We start from the raw sequence: 23,525 nt of genomic DNA, 5'->3' as shown, positions 1-23,525 counted from the left end.
TTCCTTCCCTGTTTCGGGCCAGTCTGGCCTCAAGATGGTCACAGTGGCGGCCGCTCGTTGCGGGCCGATGACAGTTAGTTGCCGGCGCTCTCCATGCGCCGGCCCTTGATTGCGCCTTCCAGCCAACCCTGTTCCATCTCCGGCACGGAAGAGAGCAAAAGGTCGGTATAGGCATCGAAGGGCGGCGCCAGAACCTGGCTCTTCGGCCCGTAGCGAACCACCTCGCCGCGATACATGACGGCGATCGCGTCGGCGATCGACTTCACCGTGGCGATGTCGTGGGTGATGAACAGATAGGCTACCTTCTCTTCCTGCTGGAGCTCGAGCAGCAGTTTCAGAATGCCGTTCGCCACCAGCGGGTCGAGCGCCGAAGTCACCTCGTCGCAGATGATCAGCTTCGGCTTGGCGGCAAGCGCGCGCGCAATGCAGACGCGCTGCTTCTGGCCACCGGAAAGTTCGGCCGGATAGCGGTCGAGGAAACCCTTGCCCATCTCGATCTTGTCGAGCAGTTCGGCGACGCGCTGGTCGCGTTCCTTGCCCCGCATGCCGAAATAGAACTCGAGCGGCCGGCCGATGATGGTGCCGACGGTCTGGCGCGGGTTCATCGCGACGTCCGCCATCTGGTAGATCATCTGCAATTGTCTGAGGTCTTCCTTTGGCCGTTCGGCCAGCCGTTTCGACAGTGTGCGCCCGTCGAAGCTGATCGATCCCTCCAGCGGCGGCAGCAGCCCGGTGATGGCGCGCGCCAGCGTCGACTTGCCGGAGCCGGATTCGCCCACCACCGCCAGCGTCTGGCCGGGATGGAGGTCGACCGAAACATCCTTGAGCACCTTGACCGTGCCGCCGCCATAGGCGGCCGTGACGTTCTTGACCGAGAGGACGGGCGCGGGGCTTGCCGGCTTTTCGGTGTGGTCTATCTCGTGTACCGAAACCAGCGCGCGGGTGTAGTCTTCGTGCGGCTCCTTGATGATCTGGTGGGTGTCGCCGCGTTCGACCAGCCGGCCGTGCCTCAGCACCATGATGTCGTCGGCCACCTGCGCCACCACCGCAAGGTCGTGGCTGATGTAGAGGGCCGCGACGTGCGTGTCGCGGATCGCGTCCTTGATCGCCGCCAGAACGTCGATCTGCGTCGTCACGTCCAGTGCCGTCGTCGGCTCGTCGAAGACGATCAGGTCTGGCTCGGAACACAGCGCCATCGCCGTCATCACGCGTTGCAGCTGGCCGCCGGAAACCTGGTGCGGGTAGCGGTTGCCGATGGTTTCGGGATTGGGCAGGCTGAGTTTCTTGAACAGCGCGATTGCGCGCTTTTCCGCCTCGGCACGCGTGGCAACGCCGTGCAGCAGCGCGGCTTCCACCACCTGGTCCATCAACTTGTGCGCGGGGTTGAAGGCGGCTGCCGCCGACTGTGCCACATAGCAGACTTCGCGTCCGCGCAGCTTGCGTACCCCCTTGGTGCCGAGCTTCAGGATATCACGCCCGTTGAATACCACCTCGCCGCCGGTGATCTTCACGCCGCCGCGACCATAGGCCATGGAGGAGAGGCCAATGGTCGATTTTCCAGCGCCGGATTCCCCGATCAGGCCAAGCACCTTGCCAGGTTTCAGCGTCAGCGAAACATCGTGCACCAACGTCACCTTCTTCGGCGCTTCGCCGGGCGGAAACACCCTGGCTTCGATCCTGAGGTTGCGGATATCGAGCAGCATGTCGGGTTTGGGTGTGGTCGCCTGCGCCTTAGCCATTGCCGCGCCCTCCCTTCAGGTCCGAGGTGCGGTTCAGCACCCAGTCGGCGACGAGGTTGACGGAAATGGCGAGCACGGCAATCGCGGCAGCCGGGATTAGGGCCGCGGGAATGCCGAAGACAATGCCGTCCTTGTTTTCCTTGACCATACCGCCCCAGTCGGCGTCCGGCGGTTGCACGCCGAGACCGAGGAAGGACAGCGCCGACAAGAACAGCACCGCATAGATGAAGCGCAGGCCGAGTTCCGACACCAGCGGCGACAGCGCGTTGGGCAGGATTTCGCGGAAGATGATCCAGCCCATGCCTTCGCCGCGCAATTTGGCGGCCTCGACGAAATCCATGACGTTGATGTCGACCGCCACCGCGCGCGACAGCCGGTAGACGCGGGTGGAATCCAGAATGCCCATCACCAGGATCAGCGTGACAACCGTTGTCGGAAGCACCGACAGCACCACAAGTGCGAAGATCAGTGTCGGGATCGCCATCAGGAGATCGACGAAGCGCGACATCAGCATGTCGAACTTGCCGCCGACTGTCGCTGCCGTGAAGCCGAGAATGGAGCCGAGGCAGAAGGACAGCGCGGTCGCCAGTACCGCGATGAAGATGGTGATGCGGGCGCCGTAGATCATGCGCGAGAGCAGATCGCGGCCGAGATTGTCGGTGCCCAGCAGATGGTCCGACGACATCGGCGCCCAGACATCGCCGACGATCTCGCCATTGCCGAAGGGGGCAATCCAGGGCGCGAAGATGGCGCAGATCAGGAACAATGCGGTGAGGATCAGGCCGATCCAGGCGGTGATGGGGATATGTCTCAAACCAGTCACGCGGCCCTCATTTCGGATGCCTGAGCCGGGGATTGGCAAGGATGGCGGCGATGTCGGCGATGATGTTGAGCGTGATGTAGACGGCCGCGAAGATCAGCCCGACGGCCTGCACCACCGGCACATCGCGCTTGGCGACATGATCGACCAGATATTGCCCCATGCCGGGATAGACGAAGATCACTTCCACTACGACGACGCCGACCACCAGATAAGCGAGGTTCAGCATCACCACGTTCACCACCGGCGCGATCGCGTTGGGGAAGGCGTGTTTGCGGATGATCTCGAAAGGCGACAAGCCCTTCAGTTCGGCCGTCTCGATATAGGCCGACTGCATGACGTTGAGGATCGCCGCACGCGTCATGCGCATCATGTGAGCAAGCACCACAAGTGTCAGCGCGGTCGCCGGTAGCGCGATGGCCTTCATGCGTTCTAGGAAGGGCATACCGTCATAGACGGTCGAGATGCCCGGGAAGATCTGCCACTGCACCGCGAAGAAATAGACGAGCAGGTAGCCGATGAAGAATTCCGGCAGCGAAGTCGAGGCCAGCGCCAGGCCTGAAATCAGCTTGTCGACGAAACCGTTGCGGTAGCGCACGGCGAGCAGGCCGAGCCCGATGGCCAGCGGCACTGAAACCGCTGCGGCCCAAAAGGCGAGGAACAGCGTGTTCCACAGCCGTCCTTTGATGGAGGAGGCGATGTCCTGGCCCGACGAAAGCGCGGTGCCGAGATTGCCGGTCAAAACACCGCCCAGCCATTTGAAATAGCGGATGTAGGCGGGGTCGTTGAGGCCGAGTGCCTCGCGCAGGTTGGCCAGAGATTCAGCCGTCGCCGACTGGCCGAGGATGGACTGGGCGACGTCGCCCGGCAGGATCTGCGTGCCGACGAAGATCAACACGGAGACGGCGAAGAGGAGCAGAATGCCCAGCGCGATGCGCTGGGCAATCAGTTTCAGGATCGGCGAACTCATGCCCACGGACACCGGGCCCGGTTCACGCCTGCAGCCAGCATTTGGTCAGGGCGTGACCATTCATCAATTCGCTGTTCACGTCGTCCACCCAGCCGCCGACCTTGGCGCTGGTTGCATCGATATAGTCGTTGAACATCGGAACGATGACACCGCCTTCATCGCGCAGCATCACGCCGGCCTGGCGGTAGAGCGTCTTGCGCTTGGCCGCATCGAGTTCCGAGCGCGCCTGCAGGATCAGCTTGTCGAAATCGTCGCGGAAGAAGCGGGTATCGTTCCATTCGGCATTCTTGAGATAGGCGACCGAATAGACCTGATCCTGCGTCGGGCGGCCGGTCCAGTAAGACATCGAGAAGGGCTGCTTGTTCCACACTTCCGACCAGTACCCGTCGCCCGGCTCGCGCTTGACGTCGATCTGGATGCCGGCTTTCGCGGCGCTCTGCTGGTAGAGCTGGGCGGCGTCGACCGCGCCCGGGAAGGCGACGTCCGAGGTGCGCAGCAGCACCGGGCCGGAATGCCCCGACTTCTTGAAATGGAACTTCGCCTTGTCGGGATCGTATTTGCGCTGCTCGATATCGTCGGAGTACAGCGCGTAGGCCTTGCTCACCGGCATATCGTTGCCGACCGTGCCGTAGCCGCCGAGAATCTTCTGCACCATCTCGTCGCGGTCGACGGCGTATTTCAGCGCAAGCCTCAGGTCGTTGTTGTCGAACGGCGCGGTGTTGCAATGGGCGATGAAGACATAGTGGCCCTTGCCGGCGACGTTGCGGATGGTCACGCCCGGCACGCGCTTGACCAGCGACACGATCTTCGGTTCGACGCGGTTGATCATGTGGACCTGGCCACCCTGCAATGCAGAGGTGCGCGCGGTAGCGTCATTGATGACGATGATCTCGATCTGGTCGGCGTGGCCGCGCTTGGCCTGGTCCCAATGGCCCTCGTGGCGGGCGCCTGCGTGGCGCACGCCCGGCTCGTTGGTCACAACCTTGTACGGGCCGGTGCCGATGCCGGCGGTCGGGTTGTCCTTGCCGCCATTCGGCTGGATCATCAGGTGATAGTCGGCCACCACATAGGGCAGGTCGGCATTCGGTTCCTTCAGCTTGATGACGACGTTGCCGCCATCAGCCTTGACGGTATCGAACTCGGAGATGAAGGCCAGCGCCGCCGATTTCGAGTTCTTGTCGCCATGGCGCTCCAACGTCGCCACGATGTCCTGCGGCGTCAGCTCCTTGCCGTTGTGGAAGGTCACGCCCTTGCGGATCTTGAAGGTCCAGGTCTTGGCGTCGTCTGAAGCTTCGTAGCTTTCGGCAAGCTTGGGTTCGATGCCGCCGGTCGGCGTCACTTCCACCATCTGCTCGCCCCAGCAGCGACCGAACGTGTAGGGAACCTGGCTGGCCCAGAGTGCGGGATCGAGGCTGTCGGTGGCGGCGCCGCCCTGCATGCCTGCCTTCAGCGTGCCGCCCTTGACCGGGCCTTCGGCCTTCGCCGCGTCGGAAAGCAGCGTATTGGCAAACGCTGCGCTAACTCCGAGCGCCGCCGCGCGACCGAGAAAGTCGCGACGGTTCAGCTTGCCGGCAGCCACACGACGGCTCAGATATTCGAGTTCATTCGACATTGGTTCCTCACTCTTTTGGTTCGACCGTTTTGGTCGATTTCTTATTCTTGTGAGGAGGATAATGGACGTAAGGGAAACTTAGGCGCAAGGCAGGATGCGACATGCAGTGCCGCATATGGCGTGTCGTTTTTGAGCAGGTCGTGCGCGTGCGGTTTTTCGCCTTTTCGGAATTGGCGGCTCAGTTGCCGCTGATCCTCGGCTGTTGCGGGCAAAAATCGTGGATTCAGCGGGTCGAACGCGGATTCCTGGCCTAATGACGGGCGCCTTCTGCGCCATCGCTGGAAGAGTATCCTGTTTGCGACGCGGTGCGAGCGAGGCCGTGTCGATGTTCCTGTAACGCGCGGGTGGGCCGCGCGTAACCCCGTACCCTCGACATCAAAGGCGGTACCGGATGCCGAGAGCCTCTAGTTCAGCGGGATGTCGTTGTCGGCCTTGCCGTCCTGATATTCGGCCGAGAGGGCATCATATTTGCCGGCGATGGCGGCGATGCGGCCTTCCAGCCGAGCACGATCGGCCTGCGGCAATTCACGGACCAGGCGACGCAGCGAATAGCTTTTCCAATAGGCGTTCTCGGCATTGTAACCGCCCGGCTCGAGCGTGAAGACCTCTTTCAGGATCTTCAGATCGTGCGGGATCGCGAACGAGTCGCGCGAATCCTCATGGCTGAACAAATAGTAGAAATTGTCGAAGCCGGTCCAGGTGATCGCCGACAGGCACAGCGAGCAGGGCTCGTGCGTGGCCAGGAAGATGGCATCCTTGGTGTCGACGCGTTCGGCCTTCGGCATTTCATAGAAGCGCTTCAGGCAGTGCACCTCGCCGTGCCACAGCGGGTTCTCGGTCTCGTTGTTGGTTTCCGCCAGCACGAGCGAGCGGTCGCTCTTGCGCAGGATGGCCGCGCCGAACAATTTATTGCCGTGTTCGATGCCGTCTTCGGTTTTCGGCACGATGTCGTGCTCGATCACGTCGAGCAGCCGGTCGATCAGCGAAATATCGGTCATGCCTGGAAGTCCTCGGGCAAATGGATTTCGTAGGGATGCGAGAAATAGAATTCCTCGAGGTTGGTGCCGTCGCCACCGCGGTCCACCACCAGGAAATCCTGCGGCTGGCCGATCGGCGTCAGTACCCAGTGCCACAGGTTGCGCTTGTAGTTCACGCCCTGGCCAGGCTTGGTCAGGAAGGCATGCGGCTCACCGGGCCCCGAGCCGTCATCGTCGCACACCACCACCAGGAATGGCCGCGGCGACAGCGGTATGAAGGCCTGGCTGCCCAGCGGGTGGCGCTCCACCATCGCCAGCTTCAGTGGAAACGCGTAGGGCGCGCATTTGAAGATGTTGATGATGACGCGGCCGTTCGGTCCGCCGGCCTCGGCCGTGGCCAGCGCATGGTAGCGTTCGCACTTGCCATCGTTGATCGGATAGTGGTGGGCGCCCTCGGTCTCGATGACCTCGCCGAACCGGGCGAAGGCTTCGCGGGTGAGCGGTTGCGTCTTGACGATCCGGTCCATGCGCAAATCCATCCTGCCGGCTAGCCCCTGGTGAACGGCGTGCCGAGTTTCATGTGTCGGTTGACGTCCTTGTAGAGGAGGTAGCGGAAGTTGCCGGGACCACCGGCATAACAGGCCTGCGGGCAGAAGGCGCGCAGCCACATATAGTCGCCGGCCTGCACCTCCACCCAGTCCTGGTTTAGGCGATACACCGCCTTGCCCTCCAGAACGTAGAGCCCGTGCTCCATCACATGTGTCTCGGGGAAGGGGATGACGCCGCCCGGGCCGATGGTGACGATGGTGACGTGCATGTCGTGGCGCAGGTCCGTCGGATCGACGAAGCGGGTGGTCGCCCATTTGCCTTCCGTGTCGGGCATTGCGATCGGCGCGATGTCGTTCTCATTGGTGAAGATCGGCGTGGGCGCCTCGATGCCGTCGACGAATTCATAGGCCTTGCGAACCCAATGGAAGCGGGCGGTACCGCTGCTTTCGTTGCGTAGGCTCCATTTGGCCGCCGGCGGCAGGAAGGCGTAGCCACCCGGCTTCATTACATGGCTCTTGCCGTCGAGGCGTACGGTGATCTCGCCCTCGACCACGAACAGCACGCCCTCCGCGCCGGTGTCCGGCTCGGGTTTGTCGCTGCCGCCGCCCGGTTGAACTTCCATGATGTATTGCGAGAAGGTCTCGGCAAAACCCGACAGCGGCCGGGCGATGACCCAAAGCCGGGTCTTGTCCCAGAAGGGCAGGAAACTCGCTACGATATCGCTGAATTCGCGCCTGGGGATCACCGCATAGGCTTCGGTGAAAACTGCGCGGTCGGTGATCAGGTCGGTCTGCGGCGGCAGGCCGCCCTTGGGCGCGTAATAGGTGCGGTCGGTCATCTTCATCATATCCATCGGTTCAGACCTAAGCAGGCAAGATATCTTTCAGGCGCAGCAACGCGATGCGTTCCACCTGCTTGCAGGCGGTCTCGAATTCCTCGCTACGGCTGTTGCCGATGCGGGTTTCGAAGGCTGCCATGATCTCTTGTTTGGACTTGCCCTTCACCGCGATGATGAAGGGGAAGCCGAAAGTGGTGACATAGGCGGCATTGAGCTTCGAGAACAACTCGCGCTCCTGATCGGTCAGCGCGTCGAGACCGGCGGAGGCCTGTTCCCTCGTCGATTCCTCGGTCAGTCGCTTGGCTTGCGCCAGCTTGCCGGCAAGGTCCGGGTGCGCGGTCAACACGCCGAGGCGCTCGGTCTCGTTGGCCGAGCGGAAGGCGCGGCAGAGCGCGTTGTGCAGGCCGCCGGCGCTGTCATGCGCCGGGCCGAGTTCCAGTTCATAAGCGCGCTCGGCGATCCAGGGCGAATGCTCGAAGATGCCGCCGAAGCGCTGCACGAACTCGCTCTTGTCCATGCGCGAGGGGCGCAGCGCCGCCGGCTCGTAGGGGTGATGTTCGCGCCAGTGGTTGGCAATGTCGATCCGGCGCGGCAACCATACCTTGTCGTGGTTTTTCACGTAGTCGACGAAACGCTGGAGCGCGGCTGCGCGGCCGGGCCGGCCGATCAGGCGGCAATGCAGGCCGATGCTCATCATGCCGCCGCGCCCTTCCTTGCCTTCGGCATAGAGCGTGTCGAAGGCGTCCTTCAGATAGGCAAAGAACTGGTCGCCAGAATTGAAACCCTGCGGCGTGGCGAAACGCATGTCGTTGGCGTCGAGCGTGTAGGGGATGACCAGTTGCGGCGGGATGGCATTGCCGTGGCCGTCATGGTCGAGCCAGTAGGGCAGGTCATCGTCATAGGTGTCGGAAATCCAGGCGAAACCGCCCTCGGCGGCCGCGAGCTTCACCGAGTTCACCGAGGTGCGGCCGACATAAAGCCCGGCCGGACGCTCACCCACCACTTCCTTGTGCAGACGGATCGCTTCCACCAGGTCAGCGCGCTCGACCTCTTCGGCGTGATCGCGGTAGTCGATCCACTTCAGGCCATGCGAAGCGATCTCCCAGCCGGCATCGGCCATCGCCGCGACCTGGTCGGGCGAGCGGGCGAGTGCGGAGGCAACGCCATAGACCGTCACGGGCACGCCGGCCTCCGTGAACATGCGGTGCAGCCGCCAGAAGCCGGCGCGGGCGCCGTATTCATAGATGGATTCCATGTTCCAGTGGCGCTTGCCTGGCCAGGGCGCCGCGCCCACCACTTCGGACAGGAAGGCTTCCGAGGCGGCGTCACCATGCAGGATGCAGTTCTCGCCGCCTTCCTCGTAGTTGACGACGAACTGTACGGCAACGCGGGCTCCACCGGGCCATTTCGGGTCTGGCGGATTGGCTCCGTAGCCGCACATATCCCGTACGTAACGCATCATTCCTCCCTGCCGGTTGCTCCGGAAGTAATGCCAAGATATCCAAAGCGTTGAACGGCCATTACCACGAAATTTTTGAAACTGCTTTTTGGCTTCGTCCGCTCGACCGGGGCTTATGCATCGCCTTTAATTGGCGCACAATTCATCACTATGTTCGATTGTACCGAGATGGGAGGCGGCAGTTGGCAGAAACCTCGCACACCAATGGCGGGCGTCTGACGACGCACGTGCTTGATACGGCGACAGGCAAACCGGCGGCCGGGCTGCTCGTCGATCTGTTCCGTCTCGACGACGGCAAGCGCGTCCACCTCAAATCCGTGACCACCAACAGCGATGGCCGTTGCGACGCGCCACTGCTGGCCGGCGACGAATTCAGGCCGGGCGAATACGAGCTGGTGTTCTCGGCCGGCGATTACCTGCGCCGCCAGGGCACCAAACTGCTCGAGCCTGCCTTTCTCGACATCATCCCGATCCGTTTTGGCATGGCCGAAACCAAACATTATCACGTGCCGCTGCTGGTCTCGCCCTACAGCTACTCGACCTACAGGGGAAGCTGAGCGCATGGCCAAGCTGAAAACCCGCGCCGAGTTGCGCTTCATCCTCAACGGCCGCGATGTCGCGCTGACCGATGTCGCGTCCGACCAGACGCTGCTCGACTGGCTGCGCCTGTCGCGTTCGCTGAAAGGCTCGAAGGAAGGCTGCGCCGAAGGGGATTGCGGCGCCTGTACGGTTCTGGTTGGCAAGCTTGTCGCCGGCAAGCTGGTCTATGAGAGCGTGAATGCCTGCATCCGCTTCATGGGCTCGCTCGACGCCAGCCACGTCGTCACCATCGAGCATCTGGCCGGCGAGGCCGACAAGCTGCACCCCGTGCAGCGGGCGATGGTCGATTTCCACGGCTCGCAATGCGGTTTCTGTACGCCGGGCTTTGTCATGTCGCTCTATGCGTTGTGGATGAGGTCGCCCGAACCGTCCGACGCCGAAATCGAAAAGGCGCTGCAGGGCAATCTCTGCCGCTGCACCGGCTATGAGGCGATCATGCGGGCGGCGCGCGCCATCTCCAGCTACGGCAAGGCGGCAAAGGACCCGCTGCAGGTCGAACGAAAGGCCGTGATCGCGCGTTTGACGGAGCTGCGGGACGGCGCCCGCGTCGAGGTCGGCACTGGCAAGCACCGCTTCATCGTCCCGGCCGATGTCGACGATTTCGCCAACCTGCTGGAAGCCGAACCCAAGGCCACCATCGTTGCCGGTTCGACCGATGTCGGCCTGTGGGTGACCAAGCATATGCGCGACATTTCGCCGGCGGTGTTTATCTGCGGTCTGGAAGGCCTGCGCACCATCTCGGAAGACAAGGGCGTCATCGTCATCGGCGCCGGCGTCACCTACACGGAAGCCTTCGCACTGCTCGCCAAGCGCATTCCGGCACTCGGCCCGCTTATCGACCGTATTGGTGGCCAGCAGGTTCGCAACATGGGCACGATCGGCGGCAACATCGCCAATGGCTCGCCCATCGGCGACACGCCACCGCCGCTGATCGCGCTCGGTGCAACGCTGACTCTGCGCAAGGGCAGCAAGCGCCGCACCATCTCGCTTGAGAAATTCTTCATCGCTTATGGCAAGCAGGACCGCGAGCCCGGCGAATTCGTCGAATCCGTGCAGGTTCCAGCGCCGGCCGCCGACGAAAAATTCGCCGTCTACAAGATCACCAAGCGGCGCGACGAGGACATCACCGCCACGCTCGGTGCCTTCAGCCTGAAACTGGCCAAGGATGGCACGGTGGCCGCGATCCGCATCGCCTATGGCGGCATGGCGGCAACGCCGAAACGCGCCACTGCCGTTGAAACCGCGCTGCTCGGCAAGTCGTGGACCGAGGCGGCGGTGGAAGCGGCGATGGAGAAATACGCGGAGGATTTCGCGCCGCTGACCGATATGCGCGCTACCGCCGAATATCGTGCACTGGCGGCGAAGAACCTTCTGCTGCGCTTCTATGCGGAGACCACCGGCACCAAGGCACCGTTCCAGGTGTCGCGTTACGAGGCGGCGTGAGATGACCAAGCACACTCCCAACCTCAAGGCGCAAAAGATCGTCGGCGGTGTCCACACCGACCAGCGCCACGATTCCGCGCACAAGCATGTCGCCGGCACCGCGGTCTATATCGACGACCTGCCGGAGCCGGCCGGCACGTTGCATGTCGGGTTGGGGCTCGCCGCCGTCGCGCATGGCAAGCTGAAGACCGTCGATCTGTCGGCGGTGCGTACCGCGCCCGGCGTGGTCGACGTTTTGACCTACCGGGACGTCCCCGGTGAGAACGACGTGTCGCCGAGCGGCATGCATGATGATCCAATCTTTGCCGAGGGCAAGGTTCAGTTCCACGGCCAGCCGGTCTTCGCGGTCATCGCCGAGACGCGCGAGGCGGCACGCAGCGCCGCGCGGCTGGCCAAGATCGAATATGAGGAATTGCCGGCGATCCTCAACATCTGGGGCCTCGACCCGAACAAGGATCGGCAGGTGGTGACACCGCTGACCCTGAAGCGCGGCGATCCCGATGCGGCGATCGCTGCCGCGCCCCGCCGCATCAAGAGCAGCATGCGGCTCGGCGGCCAGGACCATTTTTATCTCGAAGGCCAGGTATCGCTGGCCGTGCCGGGGGAAGACGACGAGGTTACCGTCCATTGCTCCACGCAGGGGCCGAGCGAAACGCAGCATTTGGTTGCCCACGCACTCGGCGTGCCCAGCCACTCGGTGACGGTGGAAGTGCGCCGCATGGGCGGCGGCTTCGGCGGTAAGGAAACGCAGGCCAACCAGTGCGCGGCCATCGCCGCCATCGCCGCCAAGAAACACAAGCGCGCGGTGAAGGTTCGCCTTGACCGCGACGAAGACATGACGGCCACCGGCAAGCGGCATGATTTCGTCATCGACTACGACGTCGGTTTCGACGACGAGGGCAATATTCTGGGCGTCGACTTCATGTTCGCGCTCAATGCCGGCTTCTCGGCCGACCTCTCCGGCCCGGTCGGCGATCGCGCGCTGTTCCACTGCGACAACGCCTATTTCTACCCGCACGTGCATGCCAAGTCGGCGCCGCTCTACACCAACACGGTCTCCAACACCGCCTTCCGCGGCTTCGGCGGCCCGCAAGGCATGGTCGGTGCCGAGCGTATCATCGAGGAAGTGGCCTTCGCCGTCGGCAAGGACCCGCTCGAAATCCGCAAGCTCAATTTCTACGATGCGATGGGCGCGAAGGGCGAACGCAACGTCACGCCCTATCACCAGAAGGTCGAGGACAACATCATCCACCGCATCGTCGCCGAGCTCGAGCAGAGCGCGGACTATGCACGGCGCCGCCGCGAGATCGCGGCGTTCAACGCCAACAGCCGCTTCGTCAAGCGCGGCATCGCGCTCACACCGGTGAAGTTCGGCATCTCCTTCACCAAGACCGAGTCCAACCAGGCCGGCGCGCTGGTGCATGTCTATAACGACGGTTCGGTGCACATGAACCATGGCGGCACCGAAATGGGCCAGGGTCTGCACCTCAAGGTGGCGCAGGTGGTGGCCGAGGAATTCCAGATCGACCTCGAGCGCGTCAAGATCACCGCCACCACCACCGCCAAGGTGCCCAACACCGCGCCCACGGCGGCGTCTTCCGGCGCCGATCTCAACGGCATGGCCGCCCAGAACGCGGCGCGCCAGATCAAGCAGCGGCTGATCGACTTCGCCGCCGAGAAATATTCCGTACCGGCCGACCAGGTGGTGTTCCTGCCCAACCGGGTGCGTGTCGGCAACCAGGAGATTTCCTTCAACGATCTGGTCAAACAGGCCTATCTCAACCGCATCCAGCTTTCGGCGGCCGGTCACTACAAGACGCCGAAAATCCACTGGGATCGTGCCAAGGGGCGTGGTCACGCCTTCTACTATTATGCCTATGGCGCGGCCTGCTCCGAAGTCACCATCGACACGCTGACCGGCGAATACATGGTCGAACGCACCGACATCCTGCACGACACCGGCCGCTCGCTGAACCGGGCGATCGACATCGGCCAGGTCGAGGGCGGTTTCGTCCAGGGCATGGGCTGGCTCACCACCGAGGAATTGTGGTGGGACGGCAAGGGCCGGCTGCGCACGCATGCGCCGTCCACCTACAAGATCCCGCTGGCGTCAGACCGGCCGAAGATCTTCAACGTGGCGCTGACCGACTGGTCGCAGGCCTATGAGCCGACCATCCATCGCTCCAAGGCCGTTGGCGAGCCGCCGCTGCCTCTGGGCATCTCGGTTTTGCAGGCTCTCTCCGACGCGGTGGCGAGTGTTGCCGACCACAAGATCTGTCCGCGCCTCGACGCGCCGGCGACGCCGGAGCGGGTGCTGATGGCGGTCGAACGACTGAAGAAGGAAGCGCGCGGCAGGGTCTGAAGCCGCCGCGCGGGCAATTTGAAGCGAAAAATGCTATATTCCCAGGGCGGGAATGCGATCATGACCTCGAAAGTCCAGGATCTGAAAGAATTTCTCGGCAGTGCTGGCGCGATTGCACTGGTTGAGGTTGCCGGCACGCGTGGCTCCACCCCGCGAGAGAAGGGCGCGTATATGCTCGTCTCGCCGGAAGCCATTTACGGCACGATCGGCGGCGGTCAGCTTGAATACATGGCGATCGACAAGGCCCGTCAGATGCTGGGCGTTCCGCTGAAACGCGGCGGCAAGCAGGTTGCTGCGCAGCGCATCGATGTCCGCGAGGTCTGTGCGACGCTGGATGTTCCGCTCGGGCCGGAGATCGGCCAATGCTGCGGCGGCCGCGTCGAGGTGCTGATCCGATTGGTGGACGAGACGCGTGCAGCCGAGTTGGTCGCGGCGGCGGAAGCCGAGGAGGATCACCTGCCGCATCTCTACATCTTCGGCGGTGGCCATGTCGGCAAGGCGCTGGCCGCCTCCATGTCGCTCTTGCCGGTGCATGTCGTCGTCGTCGAGAGCCGCGCAGAAGAACTGGACGGCATCACCGACGCGGTCGAGACAAGGTTGACGGCGATGCCGGAGGAAATGGTGCGCGAGGCGCCGTCGGGCTCGGCCTTCGCCGTGCTCACGCATGACCACGCGCTGGATTTCCTGATCGCCGCCGAGGCGCTGAAGCGCACCGACACGGCCTATGTCGGCATGATCGGCTCCAAGACCAAGAAGGCGACGTTCAGGAACTGGTTCCTAAAGACCGCGGGCGGCACCGAGGCCGAATTCGAACGGCTTGTCTCGCCGATCGGCGGCGATGCCGTCAAGGACAAGCGCCCGCCCGTGATCGCGGCTCTGGCCGCCGCCGAGATGATGACGGCGCTCTCGTTGCACCAGGCACGGGCAGGCGCGGAAGTCGCTTAAGCCTTCGCGTTGCCGCCCTAATTGACGCTAAGCACCGCCGCCCCTTCACTCCTTCTCCTGAGTGTGGGCTTCCAGGAACCACAGCGATTTGTCGAGCGCACGCGAATAGGCGGTGAAGATGTCGGCGGTGTCCGCGTCGCCGGCTTCGCTGGCCTCGTCGATCGCCGTGCGGGCGGACTTCGCCACCGCCGCATAGTGGCTGATCAGCGCGGCGAGATGATCCTTGGTCTTGTGGATGTCAGTCGGGTAGGGCTTCAGTGGGCTGGCCTTTGCCACTTCCTGCGACGTGCCGATGGCCGTACCGCCCAGCTGCACCGCGCGCTCGGCGATGGTGTCGACATGGTCGTCCAGTTCGGTCCTGAAACCGTCCAGCATTTCGTGGATCGCGATGAACTGCGGTCCCTTCACATTCCAGTGCGCCTGCTTGGTGATGAGCGCGAGGTCGATGGCTTCTGCCAGCCGCGCGTTGAGAATGGCGATCGAGGTCGCCCTGGTGTTGGATTTCAGGTCGTTCTTGGTGTGGATGGAAGCCATTGGGGGTCTCCTGGTTTCGCTGCGGATTTGCAGGATGGGGGAATGGCGGACCAAGATTGGCGTCCCCGTGCGGTTCCCGCAAGCCGCAATCATCGACCCTGCGACTCGTTCCGCCTATTTTCCGGCCAGGATGTCCTTGATCAATTTCTGGCAACGATCCGCCATGAAGTCGAGCAGCAGCCGCACCTTCGGGTCCTGCAGCTTCTTGTGCGGATAGACGGCGGCGAATTGCACCGGCGTCGGTGGCGTCTTGGTCAGGATGACCTTCAGCCGCTGCTCGCGGATGAACGGTTCGACCTCGAAGCGTGGCTTGTTGATGATGCCGCGTCCCGCCAGCGCCCATTCGGTCAGCACGTCGCCGTCGTCGCTGTCGAAGGGGCCGTGCACTTCGAACTTCACCGGGCCTTCCGGCATCTGCAGCATCCAGAAGAATTCGCGCGAACCGGGATAGCGCAGCATCAGGCAATCGTGCTTCTTGCCCATCATCTCGCTGGCATCGCTCGGTTCGCCGCGCGCCTCCAGATATTTGGGCGAGGCGACCAGCACGCGCTCGCATTCCATGATGCCGCGCATCCTCAGCGAGGAATCCTCGATCACACCCAGCCGGAAGGCTACATCGATGCCTTCCTTGAGGATGTCGACATTGTGATCGGAGAGCCGCAGGCGCACTTCGATGTCGGGATATTTGTCGTGGAAATCCGGAATGCCGGAGGCGATCAGTCGGCGCCCGAGGCCGAGCGGCGCGGTGACGCGGATGGTGCCGCGCGGCTGGCCGGACAGCGCCGAAACCGCCGCCTCGGCCTCGGTGATGGCGTCCAGAACCTGCTTGGCACCGCTATAGAACACCGTGCCGTGCTCGGTCGGCATCAACTGTCTCGTCGTGCGGTTGAACAGCCGCACGCCGAGGTGTTTTTCCAGTTCCTTGATGCGGTTCGAGGCGACGGCCGGCGAAATGCGCATATCGCGACCCGCCGCCGACAGGTTGCCCAATTCGACGACGCGGACGAAGACGGCGATGTTATCGAGATAAGCCATTGTGTCGGCGTCCCCCTCTGCGCCTGATTTAAGATAACGCTACTATTTTCCAATTTTTTTTGAAAGTCATCGTGTTGTCTACCTCTTTCCGTTTGCGCGGCAGCCCGTAATGTCGCCTCATCGGCACGAAAGGGTGGAGCATGCTGGACTATGTGATCATCTGGGATTGGCTGGCATTCGCGGTGCGGTGGCTGCACGTCATCACCGGTATCGCATGGATCGGCTCGTCCTTCTATTTCGTCGCGCTCGACCTTGGCCTGCGTCAGCGGCCCGGCCTGCCTGCCGGCGCCCATGGCGAGGAATGGCAGGTCCATGGCGGCGGCTTCTACCATATCCAGAAGTACCTGGTGGCGCCGGCCGAAATGCCGGAGCATCTGACCTGGTTCAAATGGGAATCCTACGCCACCTGGCTCTCGGGTTTCGCCATGCTGGCCATCGTCTATTACGCCGGCGCGGACCTGTTCCTGGTCGACCGCAACGTGCTCGACGTTTCGGCACCCGTCGCCATCCTCATCTCGCTGGCCTGTCTGGCGTCGGGGTGGATCGTCTACGACCTGCTCTGCCGCTCGCCGCTCAAGAACCACGACACGCTGCTGATGCTGGTGCTCTACTGCGTGCTGGTCTTCATGGCCTGGGGCCTGACGCATCTGTTCACCGGTCGCGCCGCTTTCCTGCACCTCGGCGCCATCACTGCCACGATCATGTCAGCCAACGTGTTCATGGTCATCATTCCGAACCAGAAGATCGTCGTCGCCGACCTGATCGCCGGCCGCAAGCCGGACCCGAAATACGGCAAGATCGCCAAGACCCGTTCGACGCACAACAACTACCTGACGCTGCCGGTGTTGTTCCTGATGCTGTCGAACCATTATCCGCTGGCGTTTGGCACGCAGTTCAACTGGATCATCGCTTCGCTGGTGTTCCTGATCGGCGTGCTCATCCGCCATTATTTCAACTCCCAGCACGCCAGGAAGGGCAACCCGACCTGGACCTGGCTGGCCGCTGCCATCCTGTTCGTGATCATCATGTGGCTGTCGACCGTGCCCAAGGTGCTAACCGGCGAGCAGAAGGTCTCCTCGGCCGCCGGGATCTACACCGCCTCGGCACATTTCCCTGCCGTGCGCGACACCGTGCTCGGCCGCTGCTCGATGTGCCACACGCCGGAGCCGGCCTATGAAGGCATCTACCATGCGCCGAAGGGCGTCGTGCTGGACAATGATGCTGCCATTGCCGAACACGCCAAGGAGATTTATCTGCAGGCCGGCCGCAGTCATGCGATGCCCCCGGGCAACGTTACCCAGATCACCGACAAGGAGCGCGCGCTTCTGGTCACCTGGTTTGAAGAGTCCGGGAAAAAGCAGAACTAGACCAGCGATGTCCTTATCGGGCGCCTTCGCGTTTCGTTTCTGACCGCCCTCGCTCGTTTAGCGGGGCACGGCGGCTGCCGCGGCAAGGGCTAAATCCTCCCCGCTTGTCGGAGGATGGCGGCCTCAAGAGCGAACGATGTTCGCGTATTTTGACATGGAAGTTGGAGCGATATGACCACTACCCTCCTGCGCGGCCGCACCCTCTCTTTCCTGCGTTGGCCGGAAAGCGTCGACGATCATGCCGCCTATGCCTATGAGGAGGACGGCGCCATTCTGGTAGCCAATGGCAAGATCGTCGCCTCCGGTCCTTATGCTCAGGTCGCCGCTCGCGCCGGTTCCAGCGCCCGGGTGATCGACCACCGCCCGCATCTGCTCATGCCGGGCTTCATCGACGCGCATGTACACGTGCCGCAGATGCAGATCATAGCCAGCTACGGCGCCGAACTGCTCGACTGGCTCAACACCTACACTTTCCCTGAAGAATCGACCTTCGAGAACGCCCAGCATGGTCGCCGCATCTCGCGCCTGTTCCTTGATGAGATGATCCGCCACGGCACCACCACGGTCGCCGCCTACTGCTCCGTGCACAAGCAGTCGGCCGAGGCATTCTTCGCCGAGGCCTATGATCGTGACATGCTGGTGATCGCCGGCAAGGTCATGATGGACCGCAACGCGCTCGAAGCCGTGCACGATACGCCACAGTCGAGCTATGACGATACCAAGGCGCTGATTGCCGCCTGGCACGGCAAGGGCCGTGGCCTTTATGCGATCACGCCGCGCTTCGCCATCACCTCGACGCCCGAGCAGATGGAAATGGCACAGGCGCTGGCGCGTGAGCATCCCGACCTGCATGTGCAGACGCATCTGTCGGAAAACCATGCCGAGATCGCCTTTACCCAGCAGCTCTATCCTTGGGCGAAGGACTACACCCATGTGTATGAGCACTACGGCCTGATGGGTTCGAAGACGCTCCTCGGCCACTGCATCCATCTGTCCGAGCGCGAGGCCGATGTCTTGTCGGACACTGGCTCGGTGGCGGTGTTCTGCCCGACGTCCAATCTGTTCCTCGGCTCCGGCCTGTTCGATTATCAGCGCTTCCGGCGCCGGGAGAAGCCGCTGCGTATCTCCACCGCGACCGATGTCGGCGGCGGCACCAACTATTCCATGCTGCGCACGATGGACGAAGCCTACAAGGTGATCGCCCTGCAGGGCGAGAAGCTCAATCCGTTCCAGTCCTTCTGGCAGATCACACGCGGCAATGCCGAGGCCCTGTCGGTGGTCGACCGTGTCGGCACGCTGGAAGCCGGAACGGACGCCGACATCGTCGTGCTCGATTCTGCCTCGACGCCATCGATGCGGCTGCGTTCAGAGCGTATCAAGACGCTGGCCGAGGAGCTTTTCCTCATGCAGACGCTTGGCGACGACCGCACGGTCAAGGAGGTCTATGTCGCTGGCAAGCCGGCCAAGAGCGATCTCGTGGTGAGCAATTCCTGATCGGCACTTGACCTAAGGGCCGATTACCGTAAACGCGAAAGGCTGGTCCAAGCCGTTCTGGGAGGAAACATGGCCGCGAGCGACGATATCGAGGCGATCAAGCGCCAGGAGGCGGCGCTCGTCTTCGAAAGGTTCGACGAGGCCGTTGCCTTCGAAATCGGCAGCGCGATCCGGACACGGGCTCTCCGGGAGAACCTGCCGATCATCGTTGATATCCGCACATTCGACCGGCCGCTGTTCTATGCCGCGATGCCAGGCTCCAATGCCTCCAATCCGGATTGGGCGCGGCGCAAGATCAATGTGGTGAAACGCTATCTGCGCAGCACCTATCGTCTGGTGCTGGAACAGCAGCGCCCGGATCGCACCTTCAAGGTGGGCGAGGGACTGGACATTGCTGAATACGTGCTGGCCGGCGGTGGCTTCCCCGTGACGGTGAAGGGCGCTGGTGTTATCGGTGTCATCGCCGTATCCGGCCTGCCGGAGCGCGAGGACCACAACGTCGTCGTCGACGCGCTCTGCGATCATCTCCGCGCCGATCGCGCCAGCCTTACCCTTCCCGCCGCCGAAGCATGATCCTTCGGCCGCATTGACGTGACAGCCGCACAAGGCCCGCAGATGACCCTCGACCCGAAGACCTTCCTCACCTCGATCTTCGATGCTGCGGTGGCCGCGGCTGACCCCGAATTGACCATTCGCCAGCATTTGCCGGCGAAGCCGAAGGGCCGCACCGTCGTGATCGGCGCCGGCAAGGGCTCGGCACAGATGGCGGCGGCCTTCGAAAAGGTGTGGGATGGGCCGGTCGAAGGGCTGATCGTCACGCGCTACGGTTATGGCGCGCCGACGAAACATCTCGAGGTGGTGGAGGCCGCGCATCCGGTTCCCGACGCCGCCGGCCTCGCCGCCGCCAAGCGGCTGCAACAGGCCGTTTCCGGCCTCTCCGAGGATGATCTCGTAATCGCGCTGATCTGCGGCGGCGGTTCCGCGCTGCTGCCCGCACCGGCGGGCGACCTCACATTGACGGACGAGATCGCCGTCAACGAGGCGCTGCTCGCCTCGGGCGCGCCGATCTCGGCCATGAACACCATTCGCAAGCATGTCTCCGCCATCAAGGGCGGGCGCCTTGCCGCCGCCGCCTGGCCGGCCAGGGTTGTGTCGCTGGTGGTGTCCGACATTCCGGGCGACAATCCGGCCCTTGTCGCCTCCGGCCCCACTGTCCCGGACACTGGCAGCCGCGCCGACGCGCTTGCCGCGATCGCTGCCTACGGCATGAAGTTGCCAGAGGCAGTCATGGCGCACATCAATTCGCCAGCCGCCGACGCACCGCATCCGGACGATCCGAAATTCGTGCGCAACGAGGTGCATGTCATCGCCTCGGCAGCCGTCTCGCTGGAAGCGGCCGCAGAAGAGGCGAAGCGCCAAGGCATTGAAGCCGTCATCCTTTCCGACGCGCTGGAAGGCGAGGCGCGGGAGGTGGGCTCCGTCCATGCCGCGATCGCGCGCGAAGTGGCGACACGCAACCGGCCGTTCAGGAAACCGGTGCTGATCCTCTCCGGTGGCGAGACCACGGTGACCTTACGCGCGAAGGGCAAGGGCGGCCGCAATTCGGAGTTCCTGCTCGCTTTCGCCATCGGTATCGACGGCGTCGCCGGCATCGATGCCATGGCCGCCGACACCGACGGCATCGACGGTTCGGAAAACAATGCCGGCGCCTTCTGCACCGGCTCGACCGTCACGCGCATGCGCGCCGCCAACGTCGACGCCAAGGCCATGCTGGCCGGCAACAATGCCTGGACGGCGTTCAACGCAGTCAACGATCTCTTCGTGCCGGGGCCGACCGGCACGAATGTCAACGACCTCAGGGCTGTTCTGGTGCGGTAGGTAGGGCTCTACAGGCGAGCCCGGCGCTGCCTCACACCTCGTGCAGATAGAGGTGGTAGTCCAACTCGCTCACCGTGCGGGCGACTCGCAGATATTCCGCCCATTTGATCTCGACGAAGGTCTTGTGTAGATCGGGGCCGAGCGCTGTCGCGAGGAAGGACGAACCGCGCGCGGCGTCGATGGCGGCGCGCCAGTCCACCGGCATCTTGCTCTTGGCTTCGCCGGCCGCCTCATAGCCGTTTCCGGTCACTTCCGCACCCGGATTGAGCTTTTCCTCCAGCCCCTTCGCAACGCCGGCCAGAATTGTCGCCGCCACCAGATAGGGATTGGCATCGACGCCGGAAGGGCGGTGCTCGATACGGCGGTTCCTGGCTTCGCCGGCCGGCACGCGCAGTGCTACCGAGCGGTTGTTGACGCCCCAGGTCGGCGCTACTGGTGCATAGGACTGCGACACGAAGCGCCGCCATGAATTGGCGTGCGGTGCAAACACCAGCATGGATTCGGCCATGGTCTCGGCCAACCCACCCAGCGCATGGAGCAGCAGTGGTGACCATGTGCCGGGCATGGTTTCGGTGAAGACGTTCTTGCCGGCGCCGTCGAGCAACGAGACATGGAAATGCATGCCGGAGCCGGCATATTTTTCGATGGGCTTGGCCATGAAGCAGGCGGTGACGCCGTGGCGGCGTGCCTGCATGCGCACCAGCCGCTTCAGCATGACGAGATCGTCAGCGGCACGCATCACGCCCTTGCGGTAATTCAGCGTCAGCTCGTACTGGCCGGGCGCATATTCCGAAATCACTGTTTCGGCCGGAATGCCTTGCGCTTTGGCTGCCGCATAGATGTCCGAGAACAGCGGTTCCATGCCGTGCAGATGATCGACCGAATAGACCTCCGTCTTTCCGCTCCTGCGTCCATCTAGCACGGCATTCGCCGGCTGCACCTTGCCGTCGGCATCGCGCTCATTGGCCAGCAGGAAGAATTCCAGCTCAAAGGCGCCGGCAGGATGCAGGCCCTTGGCCGCCAGCGCCTCGACCTGGCGGGCGAGCGCATGGCGCGGGTCCGATGTCATGGCTTGGCCGTCGAGATGATACATCGCCATCAGCACCTGGCCGCGCGGCGGGTTGGTGCCGTGCAGCGGCACCAACGTACCGGGGATCGGCCAGGCGCGCAGGTCGCCGTCGCCGGAATCCCAGATCAGGCCTGTCTCGTGCACGTCCTCGCCGGTGATGTCGAGGCCGAGGATCGAGATCGGCATGTGGCGGCCGTTCTCATACACGCCCATGAGTTCGTGTCTGCGCAGGATTTTACCGCGCCCGACGCCGTTTGCGTCGGTCAGCACGATGTCAAAGGCTTCGATTTCGGGGTGGGCTTCGAGGAAGGCAGTGGCTTCGGCGAGCGTCGAGCCGGAAGGTGAGGTCATGATGGCACTCTGAAGGGTGATTGTGTGGCTTGTCTCATGCCGCGAGCTTGGCGGCAACATCGGCGAAGGCGGCGATCAGCCGTTTCACCTGGCTTGCCGTGGTGACGGGCGAGACGAGCATCATGTTGTGGAACGGCGCGATCAGCACGCCGCGATTGACCAGCGCGACATGCACGGCCGCTTCCAGTTCCGGCACGTGCGCGCCTTCGGCCTCGGCGCCATTGCTGAGCGGGCCGGGCGCGCAGATGAACTCGACGCGGGCGCCGACGCGCATCACATGCCAGGGCAGCCGGTTGCGCTCGATTGCGGCGGCAAGCCCCTTGGCCAGTTTGTCGGCCAGCCGTTCCATATGCGCGTAGTTCTCCGCCGTCATCACCTGTTCCAGCGTTGCGCGCATGGTGGCGAATTGCAGTGGGTTGGCCGACAGTGTCGTGCCCATGCCGGAATAGCCGGGCTCCTTGGCGTGGTTGTAAGCGGCGTAGCGCGAGGCCGTTTCTTCGCTCATGCCCCAGATGCTGGCCGGCACGCCGCCCGCCACCGGCTTGCCGAGCACGAACAGGTCCGGTTCGAGACCGCGGGTTCCGGTGTAGCCGCCACGGCCGGTCGAGATCGTGTGCGTCTCGTCGATCAGCAGTAGCGTGCCGGTCTCGCGGGTCAGGCGCCGCAGCGCTTCATGGAAACCGGGTTCAGGCAACACCATGCAGGAATTGGTCAGCACCGGTTCGGTGATAACGCAGGCGACATCCTTCGCCTTCAGCGCCGCTTCCAGTGCCGGCAGGTCATTGAACTCGACGATTTTGGCACGCTGGGTGAGGTCGCGGAATTCGCCGGCCAGTCCCGGCCGGTTGATCGGCTTGCCGTCCTTGATGCGCACCATCGTCTCGTCGACCGAGCCGTGATAGCAGCCGTTGAAGACGAGGATCTTGTCGCGGCCGGTCACCGCGCGGGCCACGCGCAGCGCGAAGCGGTTGGCGTCGGTGGCCGTGGTGGCGATCTGCCAGTAGGGCAGGCCGAAAAGCTCCTGCAGCAGCGTGCCGACCGCCAGCGCGTCCTCGGACGGCAGCATGTAGGTCAGGCCGCGTCCGGCCTGCTTGCGGATGGCACGCGCGACTGGCGCCGGCGAATGGCCGAACATCGAGCCGGTATCTCCGAGGCAGAAATCGTCCAGCCGGTTGCCATCGATGTCGGTGATCGTGGCGCGTGTCGCGCTGTCGACCAGGATCGGGAAGGGCGTTGGCCAGTCGGTCATCCAGTGCATCGGCACGCCGTCGAAATAGCCGGCGATGCCGTTGCCGGTGCGGGCCTGCGATTTCGGGCGGGCTTTTCGGAAAATTTCCGCTTCGGTTGCGCGCAGTTTTGCGACACGTTGGGCATCGATGCCGCCGATGATACTGTTCGACCTGGTGCTTACGCTCATTCATTCCCCCTGTTGGCGCGGGGCACTCTAGCCAGAGGCGGCGACAAACCGCAATTGGCCGCCGCG

The 23,525-nt window shown here is 63.5% G+C and carries 20 protein-coding genes; 8 read left to right on the top strand and 12 right to left on the bottom strand.

Annotated features, from left to right (window positions below; all coding sequences use genetic code 11):
• Window positions 1-74: 74 nt before the first annotated feature.
• The 8 genes from FZF13_RS02485 to puuE form a co-directional block, all read right to left on the bottom strand.
• Entirely contained in the window at window positions 75-1,739 is a 1,665-nt protein-coding gene (locus tag FZF13_RS02485) for an ABC transporter ATP-binding protein (RefSeq protein WP_024925912.1), read from the bottom strand.
• Window positions 1,732-2,562, bottom strand: coding sequence for an ABC transporter permease (locus tag FZF13_RS02480; protein WP_024925913.1), 831 nt, complete (start codon window positions 2,560-2,562; stop codon window positions 1,732-1,734). The genes FZF13_RS02485 and FZF13_RS02480 overlap by 8 nt, the downstream gene beginning before the upstream one ends.
• Before the next feature lie 7 nt (window positions 2,563-2,569).
• Window positions 2,570-3,529 carry an ABC transporter permease gene (locus FZF13_RS02475; protein ID WP_024925914.1) on the bottom strand — a complete coding sequence of 320 codons (960 nt, stop codon included), beginning with the start codon at window positions 3,527-3,529 and terminating at the stop codon, window positions 2,570-2,572.
• Between the two features lie 22 nt (window positions 3,530-3,551).
• The gene (locus tag FZF13_RS02470) at window positions 3,552-5,141 is read right to left on the bottom strand and encodes an ABC transporter substrate-binding protein (protein WP_024925915.1); all 1,590 of its coding nucleotides are present in this window, start codon (window positions 5,139-5,141) and stop codon (window positions 3,552-3,554) included.
• A gap of 404 nt (window positions 5,142-5,545) precedes the next feature.
• A complete protein-coding gene (locus FZF13_RS02465; protein ID WP_024925916.1) occupies window positions 5,546-6,139 on the bottom strand; it encodes a nucleoside deaminase in 594 nt (197 codons plus the stop codon).
• Window positions 6,136-6,645, bottom strand: coding sequence for an ureidoglycolate lyase (locus FZF13_RS02460; RefSeq protein ID WP_024925917.1), 510 nt, complete (start codon window positions 6,643-6,645; stop codon window positions 6,136-6,138). The genes FZF13_RS02465 and FZF13_RS02460 overlap by 4 nt, the downstream gene beginning before the upstream one ends.
• Before the next feature lie 20 nt (window positions 6,646-6,665).
• Window positions 6,666-7,505, bottom strand: coding sequence for a bifunctional allantoicase/(S)-ureidoglycine aminohydrolase (locus tag FZF13_RS02455; RefSeq protein WP_024925918.1), 840 nt, complete (start codon window positions 7,503-7,505; stop codon window positions 6,666-6,668).
• A 25-nt stretch (window positions 7,506-7,530) separates the two neighbouring features.
• On the bottom strand, window positions 7,531-8,964 hold the full coding sequence (puuE, locus tag FZF13_RS02450; RefSeq protein ID WP_024925919.1) for an allantoinase PuuE: 1,434 nt from the start codon (window positions 8,962-8,964) through the stop codon (window positions 7,531-7,533).
• 182 nt (window positions 8,965-9,146) lie between these two features.
• On the opposite strand from puuE, the gene uraH reads away from it, so the two are divergent.
• Genes uraH through xdhC form a run of 4 tightly spaced genes read left to right on the top strand, consistent with a single transcriptional unit; the run spans window position 9,147 to window position 14,314 of the window.
• Window positions 9,147-9,521: a hydroxyisourate hydrolase gene (uraH, locus tag FZF13_RS02445; RefSeq protein WP_024925920.1), complete on the top strand. Its 375-nt coding sequence runs from the start codon at window positions 9,147-9,149 to the stop codon at window positions 9,519-9,521.
• 4 nt (window positions 9,522-9,525) lie between these two features.
• A complete protein-coding gene (gene xdhA, locus FZF13_RS02440; protein WP_024925921.1) occupies window positions 9,526-11,007 on the top strand; it encodes a xanthine dehydrogenase small subunit in 1,482 nt (493 codons plus the stop codon).
• Between the two features lies 1 nt (window position 11,008).
• The gene (gene xdhB / locus FZF13_RS02435; protein ID WP_024925922.1) at window positions 11,009-13,369 is read left to right on the top strand and encodes a xanthine dehydrogenase molybdopterin binding subunit; all 2,361 of its coding nucleotides are present in this window, start codon (window positions 11,009-11,011) and stop codon (window positions 13,367-13,369) included.
• A 60-nt stretch (window positions 13,370-13,429) separates the two neighbouring features.
• The gene (gene xdhC, locus FZF13_RS02430) at window positions 13,430-14,314 is read left to right on the top strand and encodes a xanthine dehydrogenase accessory protein XdhC (protein ID WP_024925923.1); all 885 of its coding nucleotides are present in this window, start codon (window positions 13,430-13,432) and stop codon (window positions 14,312-14,314) included.
• A gap of 45 nt (window positions 14,315-14,359) precedes the next feature.
• On the opposite strand, the gene dps is transcribed toward xdhC, so the two are convergent.
• Complete coding sequence (dps, locus tag FZF13_RS02425) at window positions 14,360-14,848, bottom strand: DNA starvation/stationary phase protection protein Dps (protein WP_024925924.1); 489 nt, start codon at window positions 14,846-14,848, stop codon at window positions 14,360-14,362.
• A gap of 114 nt (window positions 14,849-14,962) precedes the next feature.
• Window positions 14,963-15,883: a LysR family transcriptional regulator gene (locus tag FZF13_RS02420; RefSeq protein WP_024925925.1), complete on the bottom strand. Its 921-nt coding sequence runs from the start codon at window positions 15,881-15,883 to the stop codon at window positions 14,963-14,965.
• A gap of 140 nt (window positions 15,884-16,023) precedes the next feature.
• Here FZF13_RS02420 and FZF13_RS02415 point away from each other — a divergent pair, with 140 nt between their 5' ends.
• From FZF13_RS02415 to FZF13_RS02400, 4 genes are all read left to right on the top strand, one after another.
• A complete protein-coding gene (locus tag FZF13_RS02415; protein ID WP_024925926.1) occupies window positions 16,024-17,250 on the top strand; it encodes a urate hydroxylase PuuD in 1,227 nt (408 codons plus the stop codon).
• A 171-nt stretch (window positions 17,251-17,421) separates the two neighbouring features.
• Entirely contained in the window at window positions 17,422-18,744 is a 1,323-nt protein-coding gene (gene guaD / locus FZF13_RS02410) for a guanine deaminase (RefSeq protein ID WP_024925927.1), read from the top strand.
• Between the two features lie 69 nt (window positions 18,745-18,813).
• Window positions 18,814-19,317 carry a heme-degrading domain-containing protein gene (locus tag FZF13_RS02405; RefSeq protein ID WP_024925928.1) on the top strand — a complete coding sequence of 168 codons (504 nt, stop codon included), beginning with the start codon at window positions 18,814-18,816 and terminating at the stop codon, window positions 19,315-19,317.
• Between the two features lie 42 nt (window positions 19,318-19,359).
• Window positions 19,360-20,622, top strand: coding sequence for a glycerate kinase type-2 family protein (locus tag FZF13_RS02400; RefSeq protein ID WP_024925929.1), 1,263 nt, complete (start codon window positions 19,360-19,362; stop codon window positions 20,620-20,622).
• Between the two features lie 31 nt (window positions 20,623-20,653).
• Here the strand turns inward: FZF13_RS02400 and FZF13_RS02395 are convergent, their stop codons facing one another.
• Window positions 20,654-22,042, bottom strand: a complete 1,389-nt coding sequence (locus tag FZF13_RS02395) for a glutamine synthetase family protein (protein WP_024925930.1) — start codon at window positions 22,040-22,042, stop codon at window positions 20,654-20,656.
• 34 nt (window positions 22,043-22,076) lie between these two features.
• Window positions 22,077-23,459 (bottom strand): aspartate aminotransferase family protein, encoded by a 1,383-nt coding sequence (locus FZF13_RS02390; RefSeq protein WP_024925931.1) that lies wholly within the window; start codon window positions 23,457-23,459, stop codon window positions 22,077-22,079.
• Window positions 23,460-23,525 lie beyond the last annotated feature (66 nt).

The sequence above is a fragment of the Mesorhizobium terrae genome (assembly GCF_008727715.1).
Lineage (GTDB): Bacteria > Pseudomonadota > Alphaproteobacteria > Rhizobiales > Rhizobiaceae > Mesorhizobium > Mesorhizobium terrae.
Note: the sequence above shows the minus strand (reverse complement) of the source record. Positions and strands in the feature narration are given on the sequence as shown.

Excerpts from the sequence above, each read along its gene's own strand:
- FZF13_RS02485 (WP_024925912.1), bottom strand. The coding sequence starts at position 1,739 with ATGGCTAAGGCGCAGGCGACCACACCCAAACCCGACATGCTGCTCGAT.
- FZF13_RS02475 (WP_024925914.1), bottom strand. The coding sequence starts at position 3,529 with ATGAGTTCGCCGATCCTGAAACTGATTGCCCAGCGCATCGCGCTGGGC.
- FZF13_RS02470 (WP_024925915.1), bottom strand. The coding sequence starts at position 5,141 with ATGTCGAATGAACTCGAATATCTGAGCCGTCGTGTGGCTGCCGGCAAG.
- FZF13_RS02465 (WP_024925916.1), bottom strand. The coding sequence starts at position 6,139 with ATGACCGATATTTCGCTGATCGACCGGCTGCTCGACGTGATCGAGCAC.
- FZF13_RS02460 (WP_024925917.1), bottom strand. The coding sequence starts at position 6,645 with ATGGACCGGATCGTCAAGACGCAACCGCTCACCCGCGAAGCCTTCGCC.
- FZF13_RS02455 (WP_024925918.1), bottom strand. The coding sequence starts at position 7,505 with ATGACCGACCGCACCTATTACGCGCCCAAGGGCGGCCTGCCGCCGCAG.
- puuE (WP_024925919.1), bottom strand. The coding sequence starts at position 8,964 with ATGCGTTACGTACGGGATATGTGCGGCTACGGAGCCAATCCGCCAGAC.
- xdhA (WP_024925921.1), top strand. The coding sequence starts at position 9,526 with ATGGCCAAGCTGAAAACCCGCGCCGAGTTGCGCTTCATCCTCAACGGC.
- xdhB (WP_024925922.1), top strand. The coding sequence starts at position 11,009 with ATGACCAAGCACACTCCCAACCTCAAGGCGCAAAAGATCGTCGGCGGT.
- xdhC (WP_024925923.1), top strand. The coding sequence starts at position 13,430 with ATGACCTCGAAAGTCCAGGATCTGAAAGAATTTCTCGGCAGTGCTGGC.
- dps (WP_024925924.1), bottom strand. The coding sequence starts at position 14,848 with ATGGCTTCCATCCACACCAAGAACGACCTGAAATCCAACACCAGGGCG.
- FZF13_RS02420 (WP_024925925.1), bottom strand. The coding sequence starts at position 15,883 with ATGGCTTATCTCGATAACATCGCCGTCTTCGTCCGCGTCGTCGAATTG.
- FZF13_RS02415 (WP_024925926.1), top strand. The coding sequence starts at position 16,024 with ATGCTGGACTATGTGATCATCTGGGATTGGCTGGCATTCGCGGTGCGG.
- guaD (WP_024925927.1), top strand. The coding sequence starts at position 17,422 with ATGACCACTACCCTCCTGCGCGGCCGCACCCTCTCTTTCCTGCGTTGG.
- FZF13_RS02405 (WP_024925928.1), top strand. The coding sequence starts at position 18,814 with ATGGCCGCGAGCGACGATATCGAGGCGATCAAGCGCCAGGAGGCGGCG.
- FZF13_RS02400 (WP_024925929.1), top strand. The coding sequence starts at position 19,360 with ATGACCCTCGACCCGAAGACCTTCCTCACCTCGATCTTCGATGCTGCG.
- FZF13_RS02395 (WP_024925930.1), bottom strand. The coding sequence starts at position 22,042 with ATGACCTCACCTTCCGGCTCGACGCTCGCCGAAGCCACTGCCTTCCTC.
- FZF13_RS02390 (WP_024925931.1), bottom strand. The coding sequence starts at position 23,459 with ATGAGCGTAAGCACCAGGTCGAACAGTATCATCGGCGGCATCGATGCC.